At 39.8% G+C, this 23,169-nt stretch carries 22 protein-coding genes; 9 read left to right on the top strand and 13 right to left on the bottom strand.

Features of this window, described 5'->3' with window-relative positions:
- Window positions 1–49: 49 nt before the first annotated feature.
- Window positions 50–1,591 (bottom strand): acyl-CoA carboxylase subunit beta, encoded by a 1,542-nt coding sequence (locus DV942_RS09085; protein ID WP_145856975.1) that lies wholly within the window; start codon window positions 1,589–1,591, stop codon window positions 50–52.
- A 1,393-nt stretch (window positions 1,592–2,984) separates the two neighbouring features.
- On the opposite strand from DV942_RS09085, the gene DV942_RS09080 reads away from it, so the two are divergent.
- The 3 genes from DV942_RS09080 to can all read left to right on the top strand — a co-directional run bounded on the left by DV942_RS09080 (window position 2,985) and on the right by can (window position 5,741).
- Entirely contained in the window at window positions 2,985–3,329 is a 345-nt protein-coding gene (locus DV942_RS09080; protein WP_090983972.1) for a hypothetical protein, read from the top strand.
- A gap of 145 nt (window positions 3,330–3,474) precedes the next feature.
- Window positions 3,475–5,082: a SulP family inorganic anion transporter gene (locus DV942_RS09075; RefSeq protein WP_145856974.1), complete on the top strand. Its 1,608-nt coding sequence runs from the start codon at window positions 3,475–3,477 to the stop codon at window positions 5,080–5,082.
- A gap of 2 nt (window positions 5,083–5,084) precedes the next feature.
- A complete protein-coding gene (gene can / locus DV942_RS09070; RefSeq protein WP_090983967.1) occupies window positions 5,085–5,741 on the top strand; it encodes a carbonate dehydratase in 657 nt (218 codons plus the stop codon).
- Window positions 5,742–5,914: 173 nt separating this feature from the next.
- Here can and DV942_RS09065 read toward each other — a convergent pair whose 3' ends face one another.
- Together DV942_RS09065 and DV942_RS09060 are read right to left on the bottom strand one after the other, a co-directional pair.
- Entirely contained in the window at window positions 5,915–6,643 is a 729-nt protein-coding gene (locus tag DV942_RS09065) for a DUF3667 domain-containing protein (RefSeq protein ID WP_244950864.1), read from the bottom strand.
- Window positions 6,640–6,891, bottom strand: coding sequence for a hypothetical protein (locus DV942_RS09060; protein ID WP_145856972.1), 252 nt, complete (start codon window positions 6,889–6,891; stop codon window positions 6,640–6,642). The genes DV942_RS09065 and DV942_RS09060 overlap by 4 nt, the downstream gene beginning before the upstream one ends.
- An 86-nt stretch (window positions 6,892–6,977) precedes the next feature.
- Between DV942_RS09060 and DV942_RS09055 the strand changes: the two genes are divergently transcribed.
- Window positions 6,978–7,739: a response regulator transcription factor gene (locus DV942_RS09055; RefSeq protein ID WP_145856970.1), complete on the top strand. Its 762-nt coding sequence runs from the start codon at window positions 6,978–6,980 to the stop codon at window positions 7,737–7,739.
- A gap of 95 nt (window positions 7,740–7,834) precedes the next feature.
- Here the strand turns inward: DV942_RS09055 and pruA are convergent, their stop codons facing one another.
- The 8 genes from pruA to DV942_RS09015 all read right to left on the bottom strand — a co-directional run bounded on the left by pruA (window position 7,835) and on the right by DV942_RS09015 (window position 15,081).
- Complete coding sequence (gene pruA, locus DV942_RS09050) at window positions 7,835–9,469, bottom strand: L-glutamate gamma-semialdehyde dehydrogenase (RefSeq protein WP_145856969.1); 1,635 nt, start codon at window positions 9,467–9,469, stop codon at window positions 7,835–7,837.
- A gap of 278 nt (window positions 9,470–9,747) precedes the next feature.
- Entirely contained in the window at window positions 9,748–10,203 is a 456-nt protein-coding gene (locus tag DV942_RS09045) for a 4'-phosphopantetheinyl transferase family protein (RefSeq protein WP_145856967.1), read from the bottom strand.
- On the bottom strand, window positions 10,190–10,453 hold the full coding sequence (locus DV942_RS09040) for an acyl carrier protein (RefSeq protein WP_145856965.1): 264 nt from the start codon (window positions 10,451–10,453) through the stop codon (window positions 10,190–10,192). Before DV942_RS09040 ends, DV942_RS09045 begins: the two co-directional genes overlap by 14 nt.
- Window positions 10,446–11,723 carry a beta-ketoacyl-[acyl-carrier-protein] synthase family protein gene (locus DV942_RS09035; protein WP_145856962.1) on the bottom strand — a complete coding sequence of 426 codons (1,278 nt, stop codon included), beginning with the start codon at window positions 11,721–11,723 and terminating at the stop codon, window positions 10,446–10,448. The genes DV942_RS09040 and DV942_RS09035 overlap by 8 nt, the downstream gene beginning before the upstream one ends.
- Window positions 11,716–12,162 (bottom strand): 3-hydroxyacyl-ACP dehydratase FabZ family protein, encoded by a 447-nt coding sequence (locus DV942_RS09030; RefSeq protein ID WP_145856961.1) that lies wholly within the window; start codon window positions 12,160–12,162, stop codon window positions 11,716–11,718. The genes DV942_RS09035 and DV942_RS09030 overlap by 8 nt, the downstream gene beginning before the upstream one ends.
- A 25-nt stretch (window positions 12,163–12,187) precedes the next feature.
- Complete coding sequence (locus tag DV942_RS09025; RefSeq protein WP_145856959.1) at window positions 12,188–13,240, bottom strand: type III polyketide synthase; 1,053 nt, start codon at window positions 13,238–13,240, stop codon at window positions 12,188–12,190.
- Entirely contained in the window at window positions 13,237–13,950 is a 714-nt protein-coding gene (locus DV942_RS09020) for a methyltransferase domain-containing protein (protein ID WP_145856957.1), read from the bottom strand. Before DV942_RS09020 ends, DV942_RS09025 begins: the two co-directional genes overlap by 4 nt.
- Entirely contained in the window at window positions 13,951–15,081 is a 1,131-nt protein-coding gene (locus DV942_RS09015; RefSeq protein WP_145856954.1) for an NAD(P)/FAD-dependent oxidoreductase, read from the bottom strand.
- Window positions 15,082–15,635: 554 nt separating this feature from the next.
- Here DV942_RS09015 and lpxK point away from each other — a divergent pair.
- The 3 genes from lpxK to DV942_RS09000 are packed head-to-tail and all read left to right on the top strand — an operon-like array spanning window position 15,636 to window position 19,492.
- A complete protein-coding gene (gene lpxK, locus DV942_RS09010) occupies window positions 15,636–16,697 on the top strand; it encodes a tetraacyldisaccharide 4'-kinase (RefSeq protein ID WP_145856952.1) in 1,062 nt (353 codons plus the stop codon).
- Window positions 16,669–17,484, top strand: coding sequence for a purine-nucleoside phosphorylase (locus tag DV942_RS09005; protein ID WP_145856950.1), 816 nt, complete (start codon window positions 16,669–16,671; stop codon window positions 17,482–17,484). Before lpxK ends, DV942_RS09005 begins: the two co-directional genes overlap by 29 nt.
- 1 nt (window position 17,485) lies before the next feature.
- On the top strand, window positions 17,486–19,492 hold the full coding sequence (locus DV942_RS09000) for a putative porin (RefSeq protein WP_244950863.1): 2,007 nt from the start codon (window positions 17,486–17,488) through the stop codon (window positions 19,490–19,492).
- Between the two features lie 83 nt (window positions 19,493–19,575).
- Here the strand turns inward: DV942_RS09000 and DV942_RS08995 are convergent, their stop codons facing one another.
- Window positions 19,576–20,316 carry a porin family protein gene (locus DV942_RS08995; protein ID WP_090983938.1) on the bottom strand — a complete coding sequence of 247 codons (741 nt, stop codon included), beginning with the start codon at window positions 20,314–20,316 and terminating at the stop codon, window positions 19,576–19,578.
- 280 nt (window positions 20,317–20,596) lie between these two features.
- A complete protein-coding gene (locus DV942_RS08990) occupies window positions 20,597–21,778 on the bottom strand; it encodes an asparagine synthetase B (protein ID WP_134204175.1) in 1,182 nt (393 codons plus the stop codon).
- Between the two features lie 230 nt (window positions 21,779–22,008).
- Between DV942_RS08990 and DV942_RS08985 the strand changes: the two genes are divergently transcribed.
- Both DV942_RS08985 and DV942_RS08980 read left to right on the top strand, forming a co-directional pair.
- The gene (locus tag DV942_RS08985) at window positions 22,009–22,470 is read left to right on the top strand and encodes a peptidylprolyl isomerase (protein WP_090983934.1); all 462 of its coding nucleotides are present in this window, start codon (window positions 22,009–22,011) and stop codon (window positions 22,468–22,470) included.
- Between the two features lie 157 nt (window positions 22,471–22,627).
- On the top strand, window positions 22,628–23,167 hold the full coding sequence (locus DV942_RS08980; protein WP_090983932.1) for a DUF5606 family protein: 540 nt from the start codon (window positions 22,628–22,630) through the stop codon (window positions 23,165–23,167).
- Window positions 23,168–23,169 lie beyond the last annotated feature (2 nt).

Here is a 23,169-nt window from a genome sequence, read left to right as displayed (position 1 = left end):
GATGGTAGCGATACTCCATTTACCATCTTACCTTATCCATCTTCCATCCTTACAAAGGTATATTTCCATGTTTTTTTCTCGGGTTGTTCACCACCTTATTTTCCAGCATTTTAAATGCTTTGATCAACTTGGTACGGGTTTGGGCGGGCTCAATTACTTCATCAATAAAACCACGTTCAGCAGCGCGATAAGGATTGGCAAAGATATCTGAGTACAATTTTTCTTTCTCGAGCCATTTTTCTTCCGGATTTTCTGCTGCGGTGATTTCGCGTTTAAAAATAATTTCTGCTGCACCTTTAGCCCCCATTACGGCAATTTCTGCAGTTGGCCAGGCGTAATTCATATCTGCACCAATGTGTTTGCTGTTCATCACATCGTAGGCACCGCCATACGCTTTTCTGGTAATTACGGTAATGCGTGGCACGGTGGCCTCACTAAAGGCGTATAACAATTTGGCACCATTTGTAATAATGCCGTTCCACTCTTGATCTGTGCCTGGTAAAAAACCCGGAACATCTTCAAATACCAGCAATGGAATGTTAAAGCAATCGCAAAAGCGGACAAAGCGTGCGGCCTTAGCCGAAGAATTGCTGTCTAAAACTCCTGCCAGGTAAGCAGGCTGATTGGCTACAATACCAATGCTTCTGCCGGCCAGACGGGCAAAACCCACCACAATATTTTCTGCGTAAGCAGCATGTACTTCTAAAAAACTATCAGTATCGGCCACACTTTCAATCACTTCACGTATATCGTAAGGTTGTGAAGCATTCTCTGGCATAAGTGTGTTAAGTTGTGGCCGGTTTTCATCGGCTGTTTCGTAAGGTAAATGATCGGCTATTTCCTCACAATTTTGGGGCATATAGCTTAAAAGTTTCTTAACATGGTTAATGGCCTCAATTTCATTGGCACAGGCAAAATGGGTAACACCTGATTTTGTTGCATGTGTACTGGCACCGCCCAATTCTTCAGATGTTACTTCTTCGTGTGTTACTGTTTTAACCACATTCGGGCCGGTTACAAACATGTATGACGTATTTTCTACCATCAAAATAAAATCGGTAATGGCTGGCGAATAAACGGCTCCGCCCGCACAAGGGCCCATTATTGCGGACAGTTGTGGGATTACGCCGGAAGCCTGCACATTTTTATAAAAGATATCGGCATAACCACCCAAAGAAACAACACCTTCCTGGATACGTGCACCACCACTATCGTTTAGGCCGATTAACGGAGCCCCGTTTTTAATAGCCATATCCATCAGCTTGCAAATTTTCTCAGCATGGGTTTCAGATAGTGAACCACCAAACACGGTAAAATCCTGAGAGAAAACATAGGTTAACCTGCCGTTAATGGTCCCATAACCCGTTACCACACCATCGCCCAGATATTTTTCGCGTTCCATGCCAAAGTCGGTGCTCCGGTGGGTAACCATCATGCCGATTTCTTCAAAGCTGCCATCATCCATTAGAAAATGAATGCGCTCGCGGGCAGTAAGTTTACCTTTTTTATGCTGACTGTCGATACGCGCCTGTCCGCCGCCAAGATTGGCCTGGTTTATTTTATCTCTAAGTAATGCTATTTTTTTATCCATGGCTGAAGCTATGAGATTTTAAAATTAAAAATTACTATTGGTAATGCAAGTCTGGTGTGGTGTTATTTACCGAAGCACCACAATTTTTGTTCCCTAAACCTGACAGGAGCGGTATCCTTTTTGGCTTCGATTGATTTCGAATTTACGGTTAATTTTGCCAAAAAGATTTAGCGGATGGCAGGACTAAAGTACCTATGAAATGCTGTCCTTTCATTTCCTAAAAATAAATTATGTTGTTATGAATTGGAAATGAACGGTACTGTGCATCTGGCATTTTCGGATAGAATAGTTGAAATAATCAGGAAACGGTTGGTTCTTTGCTTTTGGCAGGTCTGGCCCCGCTTTTGGTCCGAGTTCCGATGAAGGATAGGAAGCTCTTCCCGCCAATCCCTTAGGTTTATTTTACCTAAGCCGGTGCTTGGAAAACAAACTTCTGTTGCCTAAACCTGACAGGAGCGGTATCCTTTTTGGCTTCGATTGATTTCGAATTCACAGCCAATTTTGCCAAAAAGATTTAGCGAATGGCAGGACTAAAGTACCTATGAAATACTGTCCTTTCATTTCCTAAAAATAAATTATGTTGTTATAAATTGGAAATGAACGGTACTGTGCATCTGGCATTTTCGGATAGAATAGTTGAAATAATCAGGAAACGGTTGGTTCTTCGCTTTTGGCAGGTTTGGCCCCGCTTTTGGTACGAGTTCCGATGAAGGATCGGAAGCTCTTCCCGACAATCGGGTTTATTTTACCTAAGCCGGTTCTTGGAAAACAAACCTCTGTTCACTAAACCAGACAGGAGCGGTATCCTTTTTTGGCTTCGATTGATTTCTAATTTACAGCCAATTTTGCCAAAAAGATTTAGCGGATGGCAGGACTAAAGTACCTATGAAATACTGTCCTTTCATTTCCTAAAAATAATTATGTTGTTATGAATTGGAAATGAACGGTACTGTGCATCTGGCATTTTCTGATAGAATAGTTGAAATGATCAGGAAACGGTGGTTCTTTGCTTTTGGCAGGTCTGGCCCCGCTTTTGGTACGAGTTCCGATGAAGGATCGGAAGCTCTTCCCGACAATCGGGTTTATTTCACTCAGGTCAGTGCCTGAAAAACAAACCTCTGTTCCCTAAACCTGACAGGAGCGGTATCCTTTTTGGCTTCGATTGATTTCGAATTTATAGCTAATTTACCCAAAAAGATTTCGCGAATGGCAGGACTAAACTGACCGATAATTACAAAACCGACTGTTTTCCAGCCTTATAAGCACCCTGTTTTTTTTAAAGAATACCTGTATTTTACTTAAATGATATTTTTTTTACAGCTGATTGTATTGAAAAACCAATAATCCGTTTATTTTTGTAAGCATAGGAATTAAAACAGCGTTAGAATTTTAAATGTTTTTAAGGAAATACAAGTATTTAATTGTTGCTGCATTTATGGTCATCTTCATAGCGAAGATGGGCATTTCCGGTGCGCCTGTATTTTATACAAGTATTGATAAGGAAATGATGAATGCGGTTATCATGCAAATTGAGTTAGAGCATGAAGGCGGTAAAGATGCCGCCAAAGACACCGCAAAATTTACTGATTTCAAACTCACCGAGCTGAATCATCCTATCCTTTCTTATGAGTTCTCTTCCAGCCATTTCTTTTTGAAGAGCAGTTTTATAGAACATTTCAAAAGATATGTAGATCCATATCACCCTACTGTTCCAACACCTCCGCCTAACTTGATTTAGTTTTAATTATTTGGGGTAAATCACCTGCTCAATGTCATTGAGCGCTGTTGCTATATTTAAATTTATGCAATACGTAAATGCTTTGTGCTGAATATTTTGATCCCCTACGATTTTATTCGTTAAAATTTACTAGATCATTATCATTATGCAAAAAATTAACCCGGCCTTTTCAGGTTCGGATGTGAAAAAATATTTTCTAAAAAAGAACCTAAAGAAAGATTTACCCTCAAGTATTGTGGTGTTCTTGGTGGCCTTACCATTATGTTTGGGGATCGCCCTGGCTTCTGGCGCCCCGCTATTTGCCGGTTTAATTACCGGAATCATAGGTGGAATTGTAGTAGCCTCTTTTAGCGGCTCGCAGTTAAGTGTTAGCGGACCTGCAGCAGGTTTAACGGTTATTGTATTAGGTGCAATAACCTCGCTGGGAAGCTATCCTACGTTTTTACTTGCTGTTGTATTGGCAGGGGTGTTCCAGTTGATTTTGGGGCTGGTTAAGGCCGGAACTATTGGTAATTACTTCCCTTCTAGTGTGATTGAGGGGATGCTTGCCGCAATCGGACTGATTTTAATCTTAAAACAGTTACCACATGCATTGGGTGTTGATACCGATTTTACCGGCGACGAGGGTTTCTTTCAACAGGATCATGAAAATACTTTTTCTGCAATTACCGCAGCAATAAGCCATTTTAGTCTCGCTGCGGTGGTTATCAGTTTATTATCAATAGCTATCCTGATTTTATGGCCAAAGTTTCCAAAACTGGCGGTTGTACCTGCACCATTGGTAGTGGTTACTTTAGGGATTCTGGGCACCCTGGTTTTTGCCGGAACCGATTATCCGTTACGGGCCGATCAAATGGTGAAAATACCGGTAGTAAATGGCTTCGGTGAATTCTTGGGACTATTTACAATGCCCGATTTTTCACAACTGGCCAATAAAAATGTGTACATCGTGGCCATTACCATTGCGGTTGTAGCAAGCCTGGAAACTTTGCTCAGTATAGAAGCGGTAGATAAAATTGATCCGATTAAGCGTGTAACACCAACAAACCTGGAGCTGATTGCACAGGGGATAGGAAATATTACCAGCGGGATGGTTGGTGGTTTACCTATGACATCTGTAATCGTGCGGAGTTCGGCAAATGTAAACGCGGGTGGCAGAACCAAAATGTCGGCTATTTTTCATGGTATCTGGTTATTATTGTCGCTATTGTTTATTCCCGGACTCATTAACATGATTCCGTTATCATGTTTGGCCGCTATTCTTTTAGTAACCGGATATAAGCTTACACGAATCAGTCTGTTCAAACATATGTATCATAAAGGGTGGGACCAGTTTGTGCCATTTGTGGTTACTGTATTGGCGGTATTGTTTACCGATTTGTTAAAAGGCGTAGCCATTGGTATGCTGGTTTCTATTTTTTATTTACTGCGGACCAATATGCGTAATCCCTTCTTTTACAGGATTACGAATGAAGGCGATAAAAAAAATATCAGAATTAAACTGGCAGAAGAGGTTTCTTTTTTAAATAAGGCAGCGATACAGGTGGTTTTAACGAATATTCCAAAAGAGACAAATGTAATTATTGATGGTTCAAATGCCAGGTATATCGATCCTGATGTATTGGAAACCATTTATAACTACAAACATAATGCCTACACAAAAGGTATTATTGTAACCCTGGAGAACATACAAAAGCATTATACAGTACCCAAATTAAATATTAAAGTAGAAGAAGAAATTAACAAATTATAATTATGTGCGCAAAAACAATAGAAACGAAAGATATTACTTATGATGCCTTATTACAGGGTAATAAAGATTGGGTTAGAGATACGATTGATAGTGATCCTGAATTTTTTGATAAATTGTCAGCAGGTCAAAGTCCACCGGTATTGTGGATCGGTTGCTCTGATAGCCGCGTACCTGCAAACCAGATTACAAACACTAAACCGGGTGATATTTTTGTACACAGGAACATCGCCAATGTAGTGGTGCATACCGATATGAATTTACTCTCTGTGCTCGATTATTCCATTAATGTATTAAAAGTTAAACACGTTATCGTTTGTGGTCATTATGGTTGTGGCGGCGTAAAAGCGGCATTGGGCAATAAACAGGTTGGAATTATCGATAACTGGTTGAGAAATATCCGCGATGTGTATCGTACCCATGAACGCGAAATGGCAACGATCAAAGATCCTGATCAGCGATTTGACCGTTTAGTGGAATTAAATGCCATTGAAGGAGCTGCTAATGTAGCCAATACCTCAATTGTGCAGAGTGCCTGGGCCAATGGCCAGGAACTGGCAGTACATGCCTGGGTGTACAGTTTAAAAACAGGAATTATTAAAGACATGAAGGTAACATGTACCTGTGTTGATGATGTTGCGCCTGCCTTCCAGGTGGGATAAAGACAACATTATTAAGCCATTTTTTAGTTGTTAGCGAAAGCGGCTGTGTCATATGATACAGCCGCTTTTATTTCGGTATTTTTTTTGGCTTTAGCTTCCTGAATTAAAAGACCTGAACTAAAGTGCTTTTTATATGTTGTGGAACCAGATTTAATTTAATAGACAAAGCGATGTTAATGTTTGGCAATGGTATAGATCAGTATTCCTAATATGAGCGTACAGCACGTAAAGGTGATTACACCCAAAATATAAGACCCCAAAGCTTTCAGATAATTGATGTATTTGCCCTTTTCGAAAAACTGCCCTACAGCCCATGAAAAGTAAACGATAAACAGCATACCGGAATAATGCAAAAGGTGTTTATTGGTTAGGCCCTCAATTGTGGCAAAAACCGAAAACATAAGCATACCCATTCCCTGAAGGAAGCACAAAAGAATCAGCAATTCAAAAAAATTATAAGCATATTTTCTGAAAAAAAGTTTCAGCCATAGTGACAAAAATGCGCTTAACATAATATTGGCATAACCATAATGGCTCTGAACCCATTCATTAATTGGGTTTACGGCTGCATTGTTGGTTTGATCAAAATTAAAGTAGCCTTTTTCAATATGGAAAAAATGATTAATCAGCGTGTAAATTAGAGAGGTTATGATTAAAAATGCGACCGGCTTTACCAGTCTGCTTCTATCACTGGATATAAACTTATGGATGGTTTGTCCGGGCCTGATCAATAATTCTTTAATGGTATAGAATATTCCCTTTTCTAAATGCAGCACGTGCTCTATTTCGTGCTGAATATAATGCCAGTCGATTCTTTTGAGTTTGGCTGGTTCACCACATCTTGGACAATAGTTTTCAGGTATATCCTGGTTGCAGCTGATACAGGTTGCCGTTATCATCATTTATTGCGTAATTTAATTTCCTTGTTAATCTCAATAAGGCTGTTTATAGCCGGTAAGAATGCGATGGGTATAGCAGTGAGAATGGCTATAAATGGAATAGCCGATTTTGTTTTAGATATAAACAGGTACACCACGCAGGCCATCAGAAATAGCCAAATAATTGTACCTGCTATGATTATAGCTTTTAATTTTGCCTGATTTTTAATTAATTCTGAAAAATCCAGCTTAGATAGTTTTTCTGCTGCCATATTGATTTGTGCTATGCAACAAAATTCAGAAATGTAATCTGATTGACGATTACACTTTAGTGTAATTTTGCTACTTTAGTAGTGTCATGAAAGCTGATCAGCATAGAGGGTTACTTACCAAAAACAAAATAGACAATATCACTTCTCAAGATATACTGCAGCTGGATAATTATCTGGAAGCCATCAGCGCTTTCGAAAAATTAACCTATCAAAGCTTGTATGTGATCGATTATGCAGAAATGAAATTCGAATATGTATCTAGCAATCCACTTTTTTTATGTGGCCATAGTGTAGCTGAAGTAATGGCCTTAGGGTATGATTTTTATATGAATAACGTGCCTGAAAATGATCTGCATCTCTTGAATTTAATTAACGAATCGGGATTTGATTTTTTTGAGAAAATACCCCTTAAAGAAAAAAAGTTATACAGCATTACTTACGATTTTCATTTGCTGAATAAAGGCGGAAAAACGACCTTGATTAACCATAAGCTTACCCCGCTTTTTCTGAATGCAGCGGGAAAGATGTGGAAAGCTGTTTGCGTGGTGTCCATTTCGTCAAGTAAAACGGAAGGTAATGCTGCCATTCATAAACATGGCTCCGATCAGATCTGGAAGCTTGATGTAGCAAAACAGGTTTGGAGCAAACAACAGAAACCGAAACTTAGTGATCGCGAAATCGAAGTTTTACGGTTATATGCACAAGGTTTAACCATTAACCAGATTGCCGATAAGATATTTGTATCTCCTGATACCATAAAGTACTATAGACGAAAGATATTCGAGAATTTTGGCGTTGGGAATATTGTAGAAGCCCTTTCTTACGCGGTAAACAATAAGATAATTTAATTCTCTCCGGATGATCAGGCAACCAGAGCGGCCATTCCCGTAAAAAATAAAACCTCCGGACATTCCGGAGGTTTCGATATCATGTTTATATTTTATTAGTCTTCTGCCAAAAATGGGTAACGATAATCGGTTGGCGATTCAAAAACCTCTTTAATGGTACGTGGAGAAACCCAACGTAATAAATTGATCATAGAACCGGCTTTATCGTTTGTACCAGAACCCCTGGCACCACCAAACGGTTGCTGACCTACAACCGCACCCGTACATTTATCGTTGATGTAGAAGTTACCAGCCGAATTACGTAATGCATGGCTTGCTTTTTCAATGGCGTATCTGTCTTGCGCAATTAAAGCACCGGTTAATGCATAAGGAGATGTCGTGTCAATCACTTCTAAAATCTGGTCGAAGTCCTGATCTGCGTAAACATAAACAGATAAAACAGGGCCGAACAGTTCTTCACACATGGTTGTGTATTTCGGGTCATTAACCACTAAGATCGTCGGCTCGATGAAATAACCTTTACTTTTATCATAGTTCCCACCTGCGATAACCTCTACACCTTGATCTTGTTTAGCCTGATCGATATATTTTGCTAATTTATCGAAAGAACGCTCATCGATAACGGCATTGATAAAGTTGCTGAAATCTTCTGTTCCGCCCATTTTAAAGCTGGCAAGATCAGCTAACATCTGTTCTTTAATTTCTGGCCAAAGGCTCTCTGCAATGTAAACGCGGCTAGCAGCTGAACATTTTTGTCCCTGGTATTCAAACGCACCGCGAACAATTGCCGTACTGGCTGCTTTTGTTTGTGCAGATGGGTGAACCAGGATAAAATCTTTCCCACCGGTTTCGCCAACTATGCGTGGGTACGATTTGTATTTATGGATGTTTGTTCCAATGGTTTTCCAGATTTCCTGAAAAACTTTTGTGGAGCCTGTAAAGTGGATCCCCGCAAAATCAGGGTGGTTGAAAATTACTTCACCTGCTTCAGGTCCATCGGCATATACCAAATTAATTACGCCATCAGGTACACCTGCTTCACGGAAAATTTCCATTAAAAGGTTAGCCGCGTAAACTTGTGTATCAGCAGGCTTCCAAACCACCACATTACCCATCATCGCCGCCGATGCCGGTAAATTTGCAGCAATTGCTGTAAAGTTGAATGGGGTAAGGGCAAAAACAAAACCTTCTAACGGGCGTTGTTCAACACGGTTCCAGCTCCCGCGGGGCGAAACTGGCGGTTGTTGTTTGTAAATTTCTACCATGTAGCTTACGTTAAAGCGTAAGAAATCGATCAGCTCGCATGCGGCATCAATTTCAGCCTGATAGGCATTTTTGCTTTGCCCCAACATGGTCGCCGCATTTAATTTGTAACGGTATTTACCTGCAATCAGGTCGGCAGCTTTTAAGAAAATAGCTGCACGGTGTTCCCAGGCCAGGTTTTCCCAGTTTTCTTTTGCTGCTAAAGCAGCATCAATCGCTTGGGTAATATGGGTTTTATCGCCAATGCTAAATTGGGCTAAAATATGTTGGTGATCGTGTGGAGGAACAACTTTCCCTTTTTTGTTGGTATGAACTTGTTTGCCACCAATGTACATCGGGATGTCTTGCTGGTGTGAGCGGGCTTCTGCAAGTGCTTCTTTCAAAAGCGCACGTTCTTTACTGCCAGGGCCATAATTTAATATAGGTTCGTTTACCGGAGTGGGTACGTTAAAAAATCCTTTAAGCATGTTTTATTTTTTATGATTTGCACAAAGATAATGCTTTTTAGGGTAGGCCATTCCATTATTCTGTAAAGAAAACAGCGTAAACGGCTGACTGTATAAAGGAATGATAATATGAGTTAATTATAGGTTTATTATGGTTAAAATTTGGCTGTTTAAATGACGCGTTAATGGTGTTTCTTGTCGTGTCGGTTTGTTCGTGGTGTTAGTTGGTAACAACTTGTTTGTGGTGTCGGTTGTTACCAACTGACACTTCTCTGTAATTACAAATGAAGCAGAATTTATTAATACACCAAAGCCAAATACTGCCCATGATGGCTTACAGAAGCAGGTTGGGTGCGTTTGTAATCATCCGGATGATCAGGTAATTCATAAATGGCTACCTTAACTGCTGCCAGTTTATCGAAAACAGGAGCAGCTATCGTGTGTATAAAGGTTGTTTCTATATTGCTTTTGGTGAAATAGGTACAGTTATTAATATTTACCTCTCCAAGGCTATCTGCATAGACGGCACAGTTTAAACTTTTGGGTGAAAAATCACGAATTCCCGTTTTGCGGTTGTGGATTTTATAGGCTGATTCTTTCATGCTCCATAACAGCCATACCATTTCATCGGGGTCATTCGCCCACGCAATCAGTAACTGTTCTTCTGTGGTGAAAATCTTATCAAGGTAATTTTTACGCCTCCAGTTACTTTGGATTTTGGCCAGATTCAGGTCAACAATGTCATTGCCCAGCATGCGCTTCCAGTTTTTGAGCTATTATTTCGGTTGTAGCTTTTACCGTAAGCATTTTAGCCATTGAATCGTTGTCTATTTCGATATTGAATTTTTCTTCAACGTCCAGAACAATATCGACCAGATTAGCGGAATTTATCTTCAGATCTTTTATAAAATCGGTGTTCTCGTCGATATCAGCTAAGGCTGCTGCATCTTCACTGTAGGGTTCAATAATTGTTTTCAGGGTTTCTATAATCTCTTCTCTATTCATGTGGATACTTTTTAAAAATAATACAGGCATTAATATCGCCAAAACCAAAACTGGCTTTCGCTAAAATATTAATAGGTTGGTGAATGACAGTTTGTGGAATGCATTTCGCATCAATTAAAGCGGTAATATCAGGGTTTAAGTCTTCGCAATTGATATTGGGAAAGATGAAACCCTCCGAAAGTTCAAGTATCGAGGCCACACATTCTATACTGCCTGATGCTGCGATACAATGACCAATCATGCCCTTTAAAGAATTGATGTATGGAAAATCATCATCGGGCAACTGTAAGGCTATTTTCCAGTTTTCAATTTCCAACGCATCCTTGCTTGTTGCGGTAAGGTGGCCGTTAATCAGGTCTATTTCATGCGCTTCAATTTCGGCATTTCTTAATGCGGCCCGAATACACCTTTGCACGGCAACAGGGTTTGGTGCTGTCATGGAGCCTAAACCCCGTTGACCGCCCGAATTGACATGTCCTCCACATACTTCAGCATAAATTTTGGCTTTTCTGGCCAGTGCGCTTTCAAGCGATTCCAATACCAAAGCCCCTGCGCCACTTCCAGGTACGAAACCACTTGCGGTGGCACTCATTGGTCGGCTGCCTTTTTCAGGATCGCGGTTATGTTTAAACGTGCAAACCTTCATCGCGTCAAAACCACCCCAGATGTACGGGCCACTGTCGCTGGTGCTCCCCGCCAGCATTCTGGTGGCCTGGCCTGTTTTAATCCGCTCATATGCCAGCAATATACTTTCTGCCCCGGTTGCGCAGGCAGATGAATTGGTACTGATCTGGTTGCCTAAGCCCAATTTCCCGCTAATAAAAGCACTCACGCCACTCGCCATGGTTTGAATCACGACTGAACTGCCCAGTTTTTTTATTTCAAGGGCATCTATTTTGTTAATTGCCCATCTGAATTTATCAATACCGGAAGTGCCTGTTCCGAAAATGGTGCCACTATCCCAGTCTGGTTCGTTATTATTTTCGATATTTAAACCTGCATCCTCCCAGGCATCTAAACCTGCAATAACACCATATATAATCCCTGTGCTATTTAGATTCCGCAACTCAAGCGGTGAAAAATATCGGCTGATCCGCTCTTCGCTAAGCAATGGTTTACCAGCTATCTGACAGGAAAAGTTTAAGGTTTCCAGATCCGGCTGGTGCCGAATGCCAGAAATACCCTGTTTTATGGCATCAGAAAACTCATTAATGGTAGTGCCGTTGGGCGCGCATACCCCTAAACCCGTAATGACCACTCTATTATCCATTTTCTTTCGGAATTAACATGCCAGAAATATTTCCTTTGCAAACTACTTCTCCGGCTGCATTTTCCATCTTTACCTTACAGCTGAGTTTATTAAACCTAAAATACACTTTTTCGCTCGTAACTGTCACCTGCTCGCCCGGTGCAACAGGTTTTAAAAAATCAACGGCGTTTGAAGTCATGGCAATGGATATATTTTGATCCGTTCCAATCCCTTTAAGCAGGTAAATGCCCAGGCAAACCAAGCCGATCTGCGCCATGGTTTCAGTAAGGATTACTCCTGGCGTAACGGGGTGATTTTTAAAGTGGCCCATATAAAAGGCTAGGTCTTTAGCATAGGTGTAAGTGCCTTTAGCTCCATTTTCATTAACGTGCAGTAACTCATCAACAAAAAGAAACGGTTTACCATAAGGCAGTTGATCTAGTATTTCTTCTGTTGTCATGAGCAGATTATTGAGTGGATAAACTTTACCATTGTAGGAGTATGCGTTGTGCTGAGAAACCTGGGCCAAAGCTTAACATCAGCCCTTTTTCTCCCGGCATCGGCTTTTTATCCATCATCCGTTCCAAAACATAAAGAACCGTGGCACTGCTCATGTTTCCATAAAGCCTTAATACCTCTTTTGTGTCGTTTATATTTTTGCCAAGCTGTCCGAATAATTCCTCAACAGTCTGGATAATTTTCTTTCCACCCGGATGGAAGATCAAATGATTGATATCAATGATTTCGAACCCGTTTTTCTTCAAAAAGGGATGGATGATATCCGGGAAATGATTGGCAATGGTTTCAGGAACGGCTACATCCAGTACCATTTGCAGTCCGGTATTGGTGAGTTTAAAACCCATCATTTCCTCTGCATCATAAAAGTGGTACATTTCTTCTGCCAGGATCTCCGGTCCGGTATCTTCTTTATCCGAGCTTAGTAATACACAGGCAGCACCATCGCCAAATATGGCCGCACTAACGATATTGGCCATCGAATAATCGTTTAACTGAAAGGTTGCCGTGGGCGATTCTACCGCAATCACCGCTGCACGCTTGCCTGGGTTAGCTTTCAGAAAATTCTTCGCATAAATCATACCCGATACACCAGCAGCGCAACCCATTTCGGTTACGGGTAAACGAACAATATCCTGACGGAGTTTAAGCAGATTGATCAGGTAAGCATCCAAAGATGGGATCATGATTCCGGTGCAGCTTACGGTAATGATGTAATCTAAATCCTGTGCCTGCCAACTGGCTTTTTCGAGTGCGGTTTCCAAACATTTGGCTCCGAGCTTTATGCCTTCGCGCACATAAATATCGTTTCTTTCCTCGAAGCTTAAATCACTAAAAACATCTTCGGGCGCCATGATCGAATATCTTTTATCTACTGCAGCACCTTCAAAAATTTTTTTTACCTTTCTGATGAAGCGGTCATCCTGATCGATCAGCCAGCTATCTAAAAGAGGTAAAATGTCGGCGGTTGACCGCGAGTATGCTGGTAAGGCTTTACTTACTGCTTTTATGGTTACGCTCATGTTGTTTTAATTATCCACTGGTAGCGGAAAGCCCATTTCCATTTTATGGAACTTGATTTTAGGTTTAATTGTTTTGTATACTTTAGCAAATCTGCCCTTTTAAATCCACGTAAAATGGATATTAATCCATCTTCTCTCGACATATCATTTAACCTGAAAACATAGCAAAGGGCCTTGAACAGGTAATAGGCTATTGCGCTTCGCTGCAGGTCGTTTATCACAATCCCCATTGTTGCCGATCTTTTAAAACTCTGTAACAGATTTATAATTTCTTCATCTTTAAAATGATGAAGCGTTAAAGTGCAAAGCATAATGTCGCAAGGTTCTGTTTTACTTAAATCATCAAAAACATCGCTGCAGGCATAGGTTATATTGGGGTAGTTGGTTGATAAACTTTGCGCATGACTGATGGTAAATTTATTGGCATCTATTCCCTTTAAAATAAAATGTAAACCTTTCTTTTTTGCGTAATCAGCCAAAGTGCGCAACATGTCTCCATTTCCACAGCCAATATCGGTAATACGGAAAACCTGATCGGATGGTTTGCTGGCGATTAACATTTTAACCCCGGCCAGGGTAACTTTATTGCCACCAAGAAGTTGATTAATGCTGGCTATTTTGTCGAGCGCATCGCGCAATATTTCGCCCTCCATGGCGAAATCATCCATAATTTCTGGTGCTGTGCTTCTAAATTCGGTGTTTACTGGCATTTATGATGATATTGTGATGGGCTTGCCATGTGTTTTTTTAATTATGGTATGGAGCAAAAATGGCATTTTAATTAATGTATTTACCGCTAAGCTTTCTAATTGAGTGTTTCTCAGCAAGGAGGCTAACATTCTTCCCGTTTTTAAGCGGCTTTTAAATTCCCTGTTCCAGTATGCGGTATAACTTGCTTCCAGTGCCTCACGCGAACTGATCTTGCCGTCTATCCTTTGATGCAAAAGTTCTGAAGCAATTTTTGCAGCGTGAACGGCCATAGCCATACCATTACCGCAAAGCGGATGGATTAAGCCTGCAGTATCGCCAACCATTAAAATATGGTCATACACAGGTTCTTTACGTTCAAAAGAAACCTGACTAATGGTTAATGGATTGTCGAATAAGCTGGTCGCATTTTCTAAAATAGCTTTTAGATACCTGTTTTTGTATAGTACGTTTTCCTGAAAGCCAGATAGGTTTTTGTGTTTTTTGAAATGTTCGTAATTTGCAAGGTAACAAATATTTAACCGTTCGTTTTCAACCTTTGAAACACCACAATAACCGCCTTCGAAATTGTTGAGACTAACCAGATGATTAGGGAAATTGCCTTGGTAATGTGCTTTAACGGCCAGGTAAGGCGATTGCTTGCTCATAAAAGGCCGGTTTAATTTAATATCAATAGAAGATCTTTTTCCATATGCACCAATCACGTAGGCAGCATTAAAAGTATGGTTTGTAGTGGCTACTGTAAATTGATTGTTGGCAAAATTGATTTCTACAACACGGTCATGAATAATATTTACCTTTCTTTTGATCAGTTCACTATACAGATAATGATCAAGCGTATATCTGCTCAAACCAAAGCCACCCAGTGGCAGTTTAGTCTGTATACTTTTACCAAGATTTGAAGTAAAAAGCAGGTCGCTGATGAATGTAGGTGCGAGGCTTTCAATATCCAGACCGAGCCATTTAAAATAAGGAAGTACCTCGTTCGAAATATATTCACCGCAAACCTTATGGTGGGGATAAGTATCTTTCTCGATCAATGTAACCATTAAACCCACCTTATTCAGGTGAAGTGCTGCAGTTAAGCCTGCCAATCCACCCCCAATAATTAAAATTTCTGTTTCGGCCTGCATAGAATAAGATGGAATGCTAATATAACGTTTTAATGTGCTATTTGTTCCGTTTGTTGTTTTTAACCACAGAAGGAAGTGTAGAGAAAATACCGGGGTATGCAAGCCGGTGTACAATGTGCTAACGCGATGTAGGCTACTTTCATCTAATCGTTTAATGTGCTTTCAGATGTTGCCAGCTGAGCGTTCCATTTTTAGCGTTTCTGTTTACGCTCGTTTCCAAACCTGTTTTTATCCGGATAAAATTTCGCTAGATCAGGTTATTGCCTTATCGATCCATAGTAAAATACGCGGTGTGAGTAGGGCCAACACGGTTATAGAAGAATGGGGAAATAACTGGCCAGCTACTAACCGCTCATTTGGAGATATGTATTTATGTTTTTTGTGAAAAAGGGAGTATAAAAATAAAATATAACCTCATCAATTTAAACCATAGTAGTTTCCGAGTGGGTATTATTCAACAAACATTTTTAAACGGCAAAGGTTCAGTTAAAGGACATTGCCTAAAGTAATGCCGTTCTTTTTTAAATAATCAGTAATTTTGAAAACACGATACTATGCTAGTTAATTATTTACGCCTTTTATTGCTTCCTTTTTCATTGGTTTATGCGATGGCCATTACACTACGGAAAAAGCTTTATGATTGGGGAATCATGCGCAGTGTATCGTTCAACCTACCTTTGATTTGCGTGGGCAACCTCGCTGTTGGCGGCTCTGGAAAAACACCAACTACCGAATACCTCGTCAGGTTGCTTTCGGACTATAAAGTAGCTATTTTAAGCCGGGGTTATGGGCGTAAAACCAGAGGTTTTATCCTGGCAAATGATGATGCCACTGCCGAAACAATTGGTGATGAACCTTTACAGTACTACCAGAAATTTAAGCAGGTTACCGTGGCGGTATGCGAAGACCGTGTAAAAGGGGTAAAACAGTTGCAAAACAATCATGATGTGATCATTCTGGATGATGCTTTTCAGCACCGCGCCATTAGGGCTGGATTAAATATTTTGCTTTTCGAATTCAGGAAACTAGGCACTTTGCAGTTTTTGCTGCCTGCAGGTAATTTAAGGGATGTTTTCTCCTCACGCAAAAGAGCCGATGTGTTTTTGGTTACCAAATCGCCCGTGCCTTTATTGCATGTGGCCCAACAGGCATCGGTAAATGAATTACAGCCAAATGCAGATCAGCCTGTATTACATTCTTACTTAAAATATGGCGATCTGATCCATCTATACCAGAACGAACGCCAGACGCTGGAGTCGATTAAAAATTTCGAAATTTTCCTGCTCACTGGAATTGCAAATCCCGATCCTTTAATCGAAGAACTTGAAAAATACACTGAAAACATCAAACACGAAAAATTTCCTGATCATTACAGCTTTAAAACTGATGATCTTAAGAAATTTAAATCGGCTTTTATGGCCAGTGATAAAAAAGATAAAATCATCATCACAACAGAAAAGGATAGCAAACGTTTAAGAGCTACCGGATTTAAAGATTTACTGGTAGATTTACCTATATATTATTTACCCATAGAGGTTGAATTATTTGAAGAAGATAAGATTACCTTTGACGAACTCATTTTAAATTATGTTAAGAGCAATAGAAGAAACCGTTGAATATATAAAACGCAAAACAGAGAACTTTAAGCCCGAAATAGGTATTATTTTAGGCACTGGCCTGGGTGGTCTGGTAAAAGAAATCGAAATTGAACATCAACTGATGTATTCTAATATCCCCAATTTTCCCATTTCTACTTTAGAGTTCCACAGCGGGAAACTCATTTTTGGGAAATTAAACGGGAAGAAAATTGTAGCCATGCAAGGTCGTTTGCATTACTATGAAGGCTATAGTATGCAACAGATCACTTTTCCGGTTAGGGTAATGAAAGGTTTGGGTATTGAAAATTTAATTGTGTCTAATGCTGCGGGTTCCTTAAATCCCGAATTTAAAAAGGGCGATTTGATGATTATCGACGATCATATCAATTTGCAGCCGGATAATCCGTTGCGTGGTTTGATCGAAAGTGAATTGGGCCCGCGTTTTCCGGATATGAGCCAGCCTTATAAGCGCGATATTATAGCCAAAGCTTTGGAAATCGCTAAAAGTGTTGATATAAAATGTCATAAAGGTGTATATGTTGCGGTTTCCGGCCCTAATTTAGAAACAAAGGCTGAATACCGTTACCTGCGTTTAATTGGAGCTGACGCAGTAGGTATGAGTACGGTGCCGGAAGTTATTGTGGCCAACCATGCTGGTTTGCCTGTTTTTGCCATTTCGGTACTTACAGACGAAGGTTTTCCGGAAGATCTGCAACCGTTTGACCTGGATGAAATTTTAGCCGCGGCAGCCAAAGCCGAACCTAAGATGACTGAGATTTTAACCCGCTTAATTTCTGAACTATAAGATGCATAAAGCTGTTAAGATCTGTTTTTTTCTCTTCCTGCTTTTAGGCTTAAGCAAAGCCTTTGCACAAGATCTAAAAACAAGTGTTGGTACCAATAAAGAACTCGATTCAGTTAGGAAAAAGCTGGATGGCGCCAAAGATTCTGTAGTTTTTACCGCGAAATATATTCGTTTTACCAAGCTGTCGTTAACGAAAGATAGCATTGTGCTATTGCCGCTCGACACCTCAACGGTTAATATTCAGAACTATAGTCCGCTTTTACAGCCCACCCATCCAACCATTAACAATGGTAATATGGGGCTTTCGGCAAGGCCCTTATTGTACGAACCCAGTAAGCGCATTGGTTTTGACGTAGGTTTTCATTCTCTTGATTATTATGCGCTAACACCTGATGATATCATTTACTATCAGGCAAGAACGCCATTTACCAGCTTATACTTTATAAGTGCAGGGCAAAAAGAGCAGCTTTTCAGGGCTGTACATACACAGAATATTAAAAAAAACTGGAACGTTGGGGTCAATTTTAACCGTGGCGATTCCAAGGGTTTTTATTCCAGGCAGCGTGGCGATAACTTGAATGTTGCCATATTTTCATGGTATCAGTCGCCCAATAAACGTTACAATATGTGGGCATCGGCAATTTTCAACACCATGCGCGCCTATGAGAATGGTTCTACAGTAGCTACAGGGTTATTCGAACCTAACTATTCCAAAATTTCAAGAGAGGCAGAGCCTATAAACTTATCTGACGCCAGAAACCTGTACCGGAAAAATACCATTTTCTTGAAACAAACCTATTATGTAGGCAGGATAGATACCTCCGTAAATGTTAATAATGCGGTTTTGCCAACCAATAAGGTTTCGTATACGTTTGAGTATAATAATGATAGTTATGATTTCTATAAAAACGGAGCTGATCCGAACAATGTGCTGCCTCCCGGAATGGCGAGTATGGTATATACCGACGATTCTACCCATGTAAAACACATCAAGAATGAATTTATTTACAGTTTCTTTTTAAGGCCAAAAAATAGTTCGGTTATAAAAAATGAGTTAAAGGTTGATGCGGGTGTAAGGCACGATTATTATACACATGAATACCTGGGCTTAAAGCAAGATGGCACCAGTTATGAACAAAGCAGGTTTGCATATCAAAACATCACCATTTTAGGCGCGGCGGGTTATCGGTTTTCCAATAACATAGATTTCAATTTAGATGTACAGCAAATTTTGCAGGGCGAAAACGCCGGGGATTATTTATATGAAGCGAAAAGTAAAATTCTTTTAGGCAAAACCATTGGCAGGATTGAGTTGGGGGCTTATGCGCAGAACCAAACTCCGGCGGCTATTTTTAATTATTACCATGGTAATCATTACCAGTGGACAGACAACGATTTTAAGAATACCAAAATTGCCAATTTATCCTTCAATTACATTAATGATCGGTATGGTTTTACTGCAGGTGCCAAATATTACTTAACCAGCAACTATCTTTATTTTGCTGCAGATCATACTAATGGTACAACTGCTATTTTACCAAAACAGACAACTGCCGATATTAGCCTAATCAGGGTGGATGTATCCAAGAAAACCAGGTTTGGTAAATTTGTGATGGAAAACTATATCGCTTATCAGAAAACAGATAAAAATGCCGTATTAAGAACACCTGATTTTTATACTTATAACAGTATTTATTTTGATAATACCTTTTTCAAAGTATTAAAAGCCAATGTAGGATTTGATGTGAGGTATAACTCTGAATATGCAAATTACTTATATTCACCGGCTACAGCTCAATTTTATATTGATGAGCGCAATCCAAAAAACCTGCCGTCAAGACCAATAGTTGATGTATTTTTTAAGGCTAATTTGAAGAGGGCCAATATTTTTGTTAAATATGATTTTGTAAATCAAGGCCTTTTCCAACCGGGTTACTATACGGTAAACCGATACCCTATGCAAGATGCCCTATTGAAATTTGGGGTAAGCTGGAATTTCTACGATTAAACAAGTCAGCAAAATTAATCACATAAAAAACCCTTCCCGGTTTATAAACTGGGAAGGGTTTTGTTTTTTAATGATTTTTATTTCTAGAATGAATAACCTACTGTGAAGCCTAATACACGGTTAGTTAATTTTGCATCAGAATTACCGCGGCTATCTTTAGGGATTAAATTAGAAAGGCCTAAACCATAATTAGCACCTACTAAAAATCCAGAATTTGTGCGATAAGCTAGGCCAAAGTTTGCACCGAAGTCTGTGCTACCATAATTTTTGTCACTAGCACTACCGAAAGAAAGATCACGATCATTAGAACTAGTTACCGTTGCACTGGTATTATTGCTATTGTTAACGGTTGTAGTAGTTGTTTCTCCCTTATCTTTACCTGAGATGTTGAAGCCAATATAAGGCCCTGCACTAATCTGAACTGCACCCGCATCACCTGTAGGGATTCTGAATACAGCATTTACCGGTACCTCGATAGCCATTAAATTGGTTTTAATTGAAGATGTCGTGGTAACCGTACTGCCTAAGGCTGTAGAAGTAGTCGTAGATTCAAATTTGTTACCTTTGTTTTGTAACGATACACCCGGTTGGATGAAAAAATTGTTTCCAACACCGAAATCGGCAAATGCAGTAACGTTAAAGCCAACATTGTCTTTAGCGTTATCATTGAATGATTTACTGCCATCAGTACCACTTGCGTGAAATCTTGCCAGGTTTACTCCGGCTTTTATTCCAAATCTGGCATCACTTCCTGTCATGGTGTTTTGAGCGAAAGCACCTGTTGCTAATAAAACTACTGAAGCACTTAATAATAACTTTTTCATGATATTTTTTTTTATAAAAATCTGGTTTAAATCTCAGGTATTACCCCGTTGTTAATTGCCAGTACATATCCAAAAGCTGTGCCAAAGTATCAAGTGTGTTACAATTTAGGGGCTAAATTATTGGCTATCAGTATAATTTTAGTAAAGATTAGGTGTATTTACGGTTTAGTTCAGAACCAATAAGAGTAACCATTTACTGTATACATAATAGGAATACAGCACAGAATAAATTTCTTTTTAACTTCAAGCGCAGGCATGCCGAACTTTTACTTAAGAAAGTTTAAGTTTTTTGAGGTTTCTTTTTAGCTGCCGGAAAAAGTACATTGTTTAAGATCAGGCGGTAGCCGGGCGAATTTGGATGCAAACTTAGGTCTGTTGGCGGATCGCCTACCGCGTGCTGATAATCTTCCGGGTCGTGTCCGCCGTAAAAAGTAAACTGACCTTTGCCTATTTCGCCATGTAAATATCGTACCTCTGCTGCACCCTTATTCTCGCCCAGAACGGTTACACTCGTTTTCACCAGGCTTTTTTTAAAGGCAGTGGTTTGCCCCATAAATCCTTTAATTACCTTGTCATGATCCTGTGTAAGCATGGTTGGCACCAGATCCCATTTGGCCGAAAAATCGAATAAGGTAAAGTAATCGTTGGCCTGGTTAAGTGTACGGGTTTGGGTGACATCAATATCCGAAAATTCATAATTCATGGGATTGTTATCCAGCCTGAAATTCTGAAAAGCAAGGGTTTTGTTAAAATCAAGCTTCGATTGTGCATTCGGGTCTGCGGCATCCCCGTCAAACATCTGGGCACAGATATCTACACCTTCCGCAGCTAATGCAATGTCGAAACTATCGGTACCAGAGCACATGGCAAACAAAAAACCGCCACCGGCACAATACTCTTTAATGTGTTTGGCTACGGCTAATTTCATTTCCGAAACTTTTTTATAGCCCATACGTTTGGCCAGTGCTTCCTGGTTTTTAACATCTTCCTGGTACCAGGTAGCATACCTGAAGTTAGCCCAAAAACGGCCATACTGACCTGTGAAATCTTCATGGTGCAGGTGTAGCCAATCGTATTTGCTTAGTTTATCCTGAAGAATATCGTCATCGTAAATCACATCGTATGGAATTTCTGCATAGGTTAAAACAAGTGTAACAGCATCATCCCAGGGCAATTTACTTTTTGGAGAGTAAACGGCAATTTTGGGCGTTTTCTCCAGTTTAACCATTTCCATATTCACAGCAGGATCGCTGATTTCGTTTAGCAGGCTGGTTACCTTTCCATCGGCCATTACTTCATAAGATACGCCGCGGATTTTAAGCTCATCTTCAACTATTTTATTGTATTTAATCAAAAAACTCCCGCCACGATAATTTAAAAGCCAATCCACCTCCAGTTGTTTACTGATGGTCCAATAGGCAATACCATAAGCTTTTAAGTGGTTTTTTTGGTCCTCATCCATATAAATTAATAGGGAAGAAGCCCTTAGCCCTAAAGAGCAAAGCAGGCAGATGAGCAGGATATAATATTTCTTTATCAAATCGGTAGCTTAAAACACTAAAATACCGCATTTAAACTGGATAGAAAAATTTAATGATGTTATAAGTTATACAATTTTGTTATTTTTGCCCTCTACTGAAAATTATAAAATTTTTTTGGCGGACAAAATTTAAAATTAGTACCGATATTGATATGAGTAAAGCAATAATAAAAACAGAAAAAGGTGATATGACCGTAGAATTCTACGATAACGATGCGCCTAAAGCCGTTGCAAACTTTAAAAAATTAGCTAAAGAGGGCTTTTACGATGGCGTAACTTTTCACCGTGTAATTCCTAACTTTGTGGTTCAGGGCGGATGTCCGAATTCAAAAGATCCGGCTAAAGCACATTTAGCAGGTACTGGTGGCCCGGGTTACAAAATCGACTGCGAACTGGATGGTGAAAATCAATATCACGATCGTGGTGTTTTATCAATGGCACATGCTGGCCGTAATACTGGTGGTTCACAGTTTTTCATCTGTCATAGCAGAGCCAATACTGCTCATTTAGACCGTAACCACACTTGCTTTGGTAAAGTTATCGAAAATGTAGATCTTGTTGATGATATCCGTCAGGGTGATAAGATTGTAAATATTGAAGTTGTAGAAGATTAAAAATAGATGCGAGATTTGAGACATTAGATTTGAGATTTCATTGCTCTGATTGATGTCCCATTCTCATTTAATAATTGAACAAGGAGTTTTAGTTATTTGATTGAGTTATTTCTCATATCTCATATCTCATATCTCGAATCTCATATCTCAAAAAAATATGAACTTAAGAGGAATTGTTGCCGTATCTGGCAGACCAGGTTTATTTAAACTGGTCGGACAAAATAAGGTGGGTTATATTTTAGAAGGCTTAGATGCGCAAAAAACTAAAATTGTAGCCAACATCACCAACACAAAATTAGCTTCGTTAGAAGATATTACGGTATATGGCGAAGAAGAAGAAATTAAACTGGCTGATATTTTTGCCAAAATTTCTGCGAAAGGAAGTACTCCGGATCTTAAAGGCGATTTACGCGCTTTCTTTTTGGAAGTTGCTCCGGGGCACGATCAGGAAAAAGTTTATGCTTCAGATATGAAAAAAATCATTACCTGGTATAACCTTTTAAAAGATTTGCCTTTGTTTACGGAAGAAGCACCTGAAACTCCGGCTCCGGCTGCAGAAGCTAAATTAGCTGAAGAAAAAGCAGGCGATAAAAAAGTAAAAGCTACGGGTGCTAAGGCAGCAGCCAGTGCAAAAGCAACCACTAAAACTTCAGCTCCTGCTAAAAAAGCGAATATGACCAGTAAAAAAGGCGTTTAAGC

Source organism: Pedobacter suwonensis, assembly GCF_007833675.1.
GTDB classification, from domain to species: domain Bacteria; phylum Bacteroidota; class Bacteroidia; order Sphingobacteriales; family Sphingobacteriaceae; genus Pedobacter; species Pedobacter suwonensis.
The sequence above is the reverse complement of the archived record's forward strand: the minus strand, read 5'-3'. Positions and strand labels throughout refer to the sequence as shown.

Coding starts and splice junctions, on each gene's coding strand:
- DV942_RS09085 (WP_145856975.1), bottom strand. CDS start 1,591: ATGGATAAAAAAATAGCATTACTTAGAGATAAAATAAACCAGGCCAAT.
- DV942_RS09080 (WP_090983972.1), top strand. CDS start 2,985: ATGTTTTTAAGGAAATACAAGTATTTAATTGTTGCTGCATTTATGGTC.
- DV942_RS09075 (WP_145856974.1), top strand. CDS start 3,475: ATGCAAAAAATTAACCCGGCCTTTTCAGGTTCGGATGTGAAAAAATAT.
- can (WP_090983967.1), top strand. CDS start 5,085: ATGTGCGCAAAAACAATAGAAACGAAAGATATTACTTATGATGCCTTA.
- DV942_RS09065 (WP_244950864.1), bottom strand. CDS start 6,643: ATGATGATAACGGCAACCTGTATCAGCTGCAACCAGGATATACCTGAA.
- DV942_RS09060 (WP_145856972.1), bottom strand. CDS start 6,891: ATGGCAGCAGAAAAACTATCTAAGCTGGATTTTTCAGAATTAATTAAA.
- DV942_RS09055 (WP_145856970.1), top strand. CDS start 6,978: ATGAAAGCTGATCAGCATAGAGGGTTACTTACCAAAAACAAAATAGAC.
- pruA (WP_145856969.1), bottom strand. CDS start 9,469: ATGCTTAAAGGATTTTTTAACGTACCCACTCCGGTAAACGAACCTATA.
- DV942_RS09045 (WP_145856967.1), bottom strand. CDS start 10,203: ATGCTGGGCAATGACATTGTTGACCTGAATCTGGCCAAAATCCAAAGT.
- DV942_RS09040 (WP_145856965.1), bottom strand. CDS start 10,453: ATGAATAGAGAAGAGATTATAGAAACCCTGAAAACAATTATTGAACCC.
- DV942_RS09035 (WP_145856962.1), bottom strand. CDS start 11,723: ATGGATAATAGAGTGGTCATTACGGGTTTAGGGGTATGCGCGCCCAAC.
- DV942_RS09030 (WP_145856961.1), bottom strand. CDS start 12,162: ATGACAACAGAAGAAATACTAGATCAACTGCCTTATGGTAAACCGTTT.
- DV942_RS09025 (WP_145856959.1), bottom strand. CDS start 13,240: ATGAGCGTAACCATAAAAGCAGTAAGTAAAGCCTTACCAGCATACTCG.
- DV942_RS09020 (WP_145856957.1), bottom strand. CDS start 13,950: ATGCCAGTAAACACCGAATTTAGAAGCACAGCACCAGAAATTATGGAT.
- DV942_RS09015 (WP_145856954.1), bottom strand. CDS start 15,081: ATGCAGGCCGAAACAGAAATTTTAATTATTGGGGGTGGATTGGCAGGC.
- lpxK (WP_145856952.1), top strand. CDS start 15,636: ATGCTAGTTAATTATTTACGCCTTTTATTGCTTCCTTTTTCATTGGTT.
- DV942_RS09005 (WP_145856950.1), top strand. CDS start 16,669: ATGTTAAGAGCAATAGAAGAAACCGTTGAATATATAAAACGCAAAACA.
- DV942_RS09000 (WP_244950863.1), top strand. CDS start 17,486: ATGCATAAAGCTGTTAAGATCTGTTTTTTTCTCTTCCTGCTTTTAGGC.
- DV942_RS08995 (WP_090983938.1), bottom strand. CDS start 20,316: ATGAAAAAGTTATTATTAAGTGCTTCAGTAGTTTTATTAGCAACAGGT.
- DV942_RS08990 (WP_134204175.1), bottom strand. CDS start 21,778: ATGGATGAGGACCAAAAAAACCACTTAAAAGCTTATGGTATTGCCTAT.
- DV942_RS08985 (WP_090983934.1), top strand. CDS start 22,009: ATGAGTAAAGCAATAATAAAAACAGAAAAAGGTGATATGACCGTAGAA.
- DV942_RS08980 (WP_090983932.1), top strand. CDS start 22,628: ATGAACTTAAGAGGAATTGTTGCCGTATCTGGCAGACCAGGTTTATTT.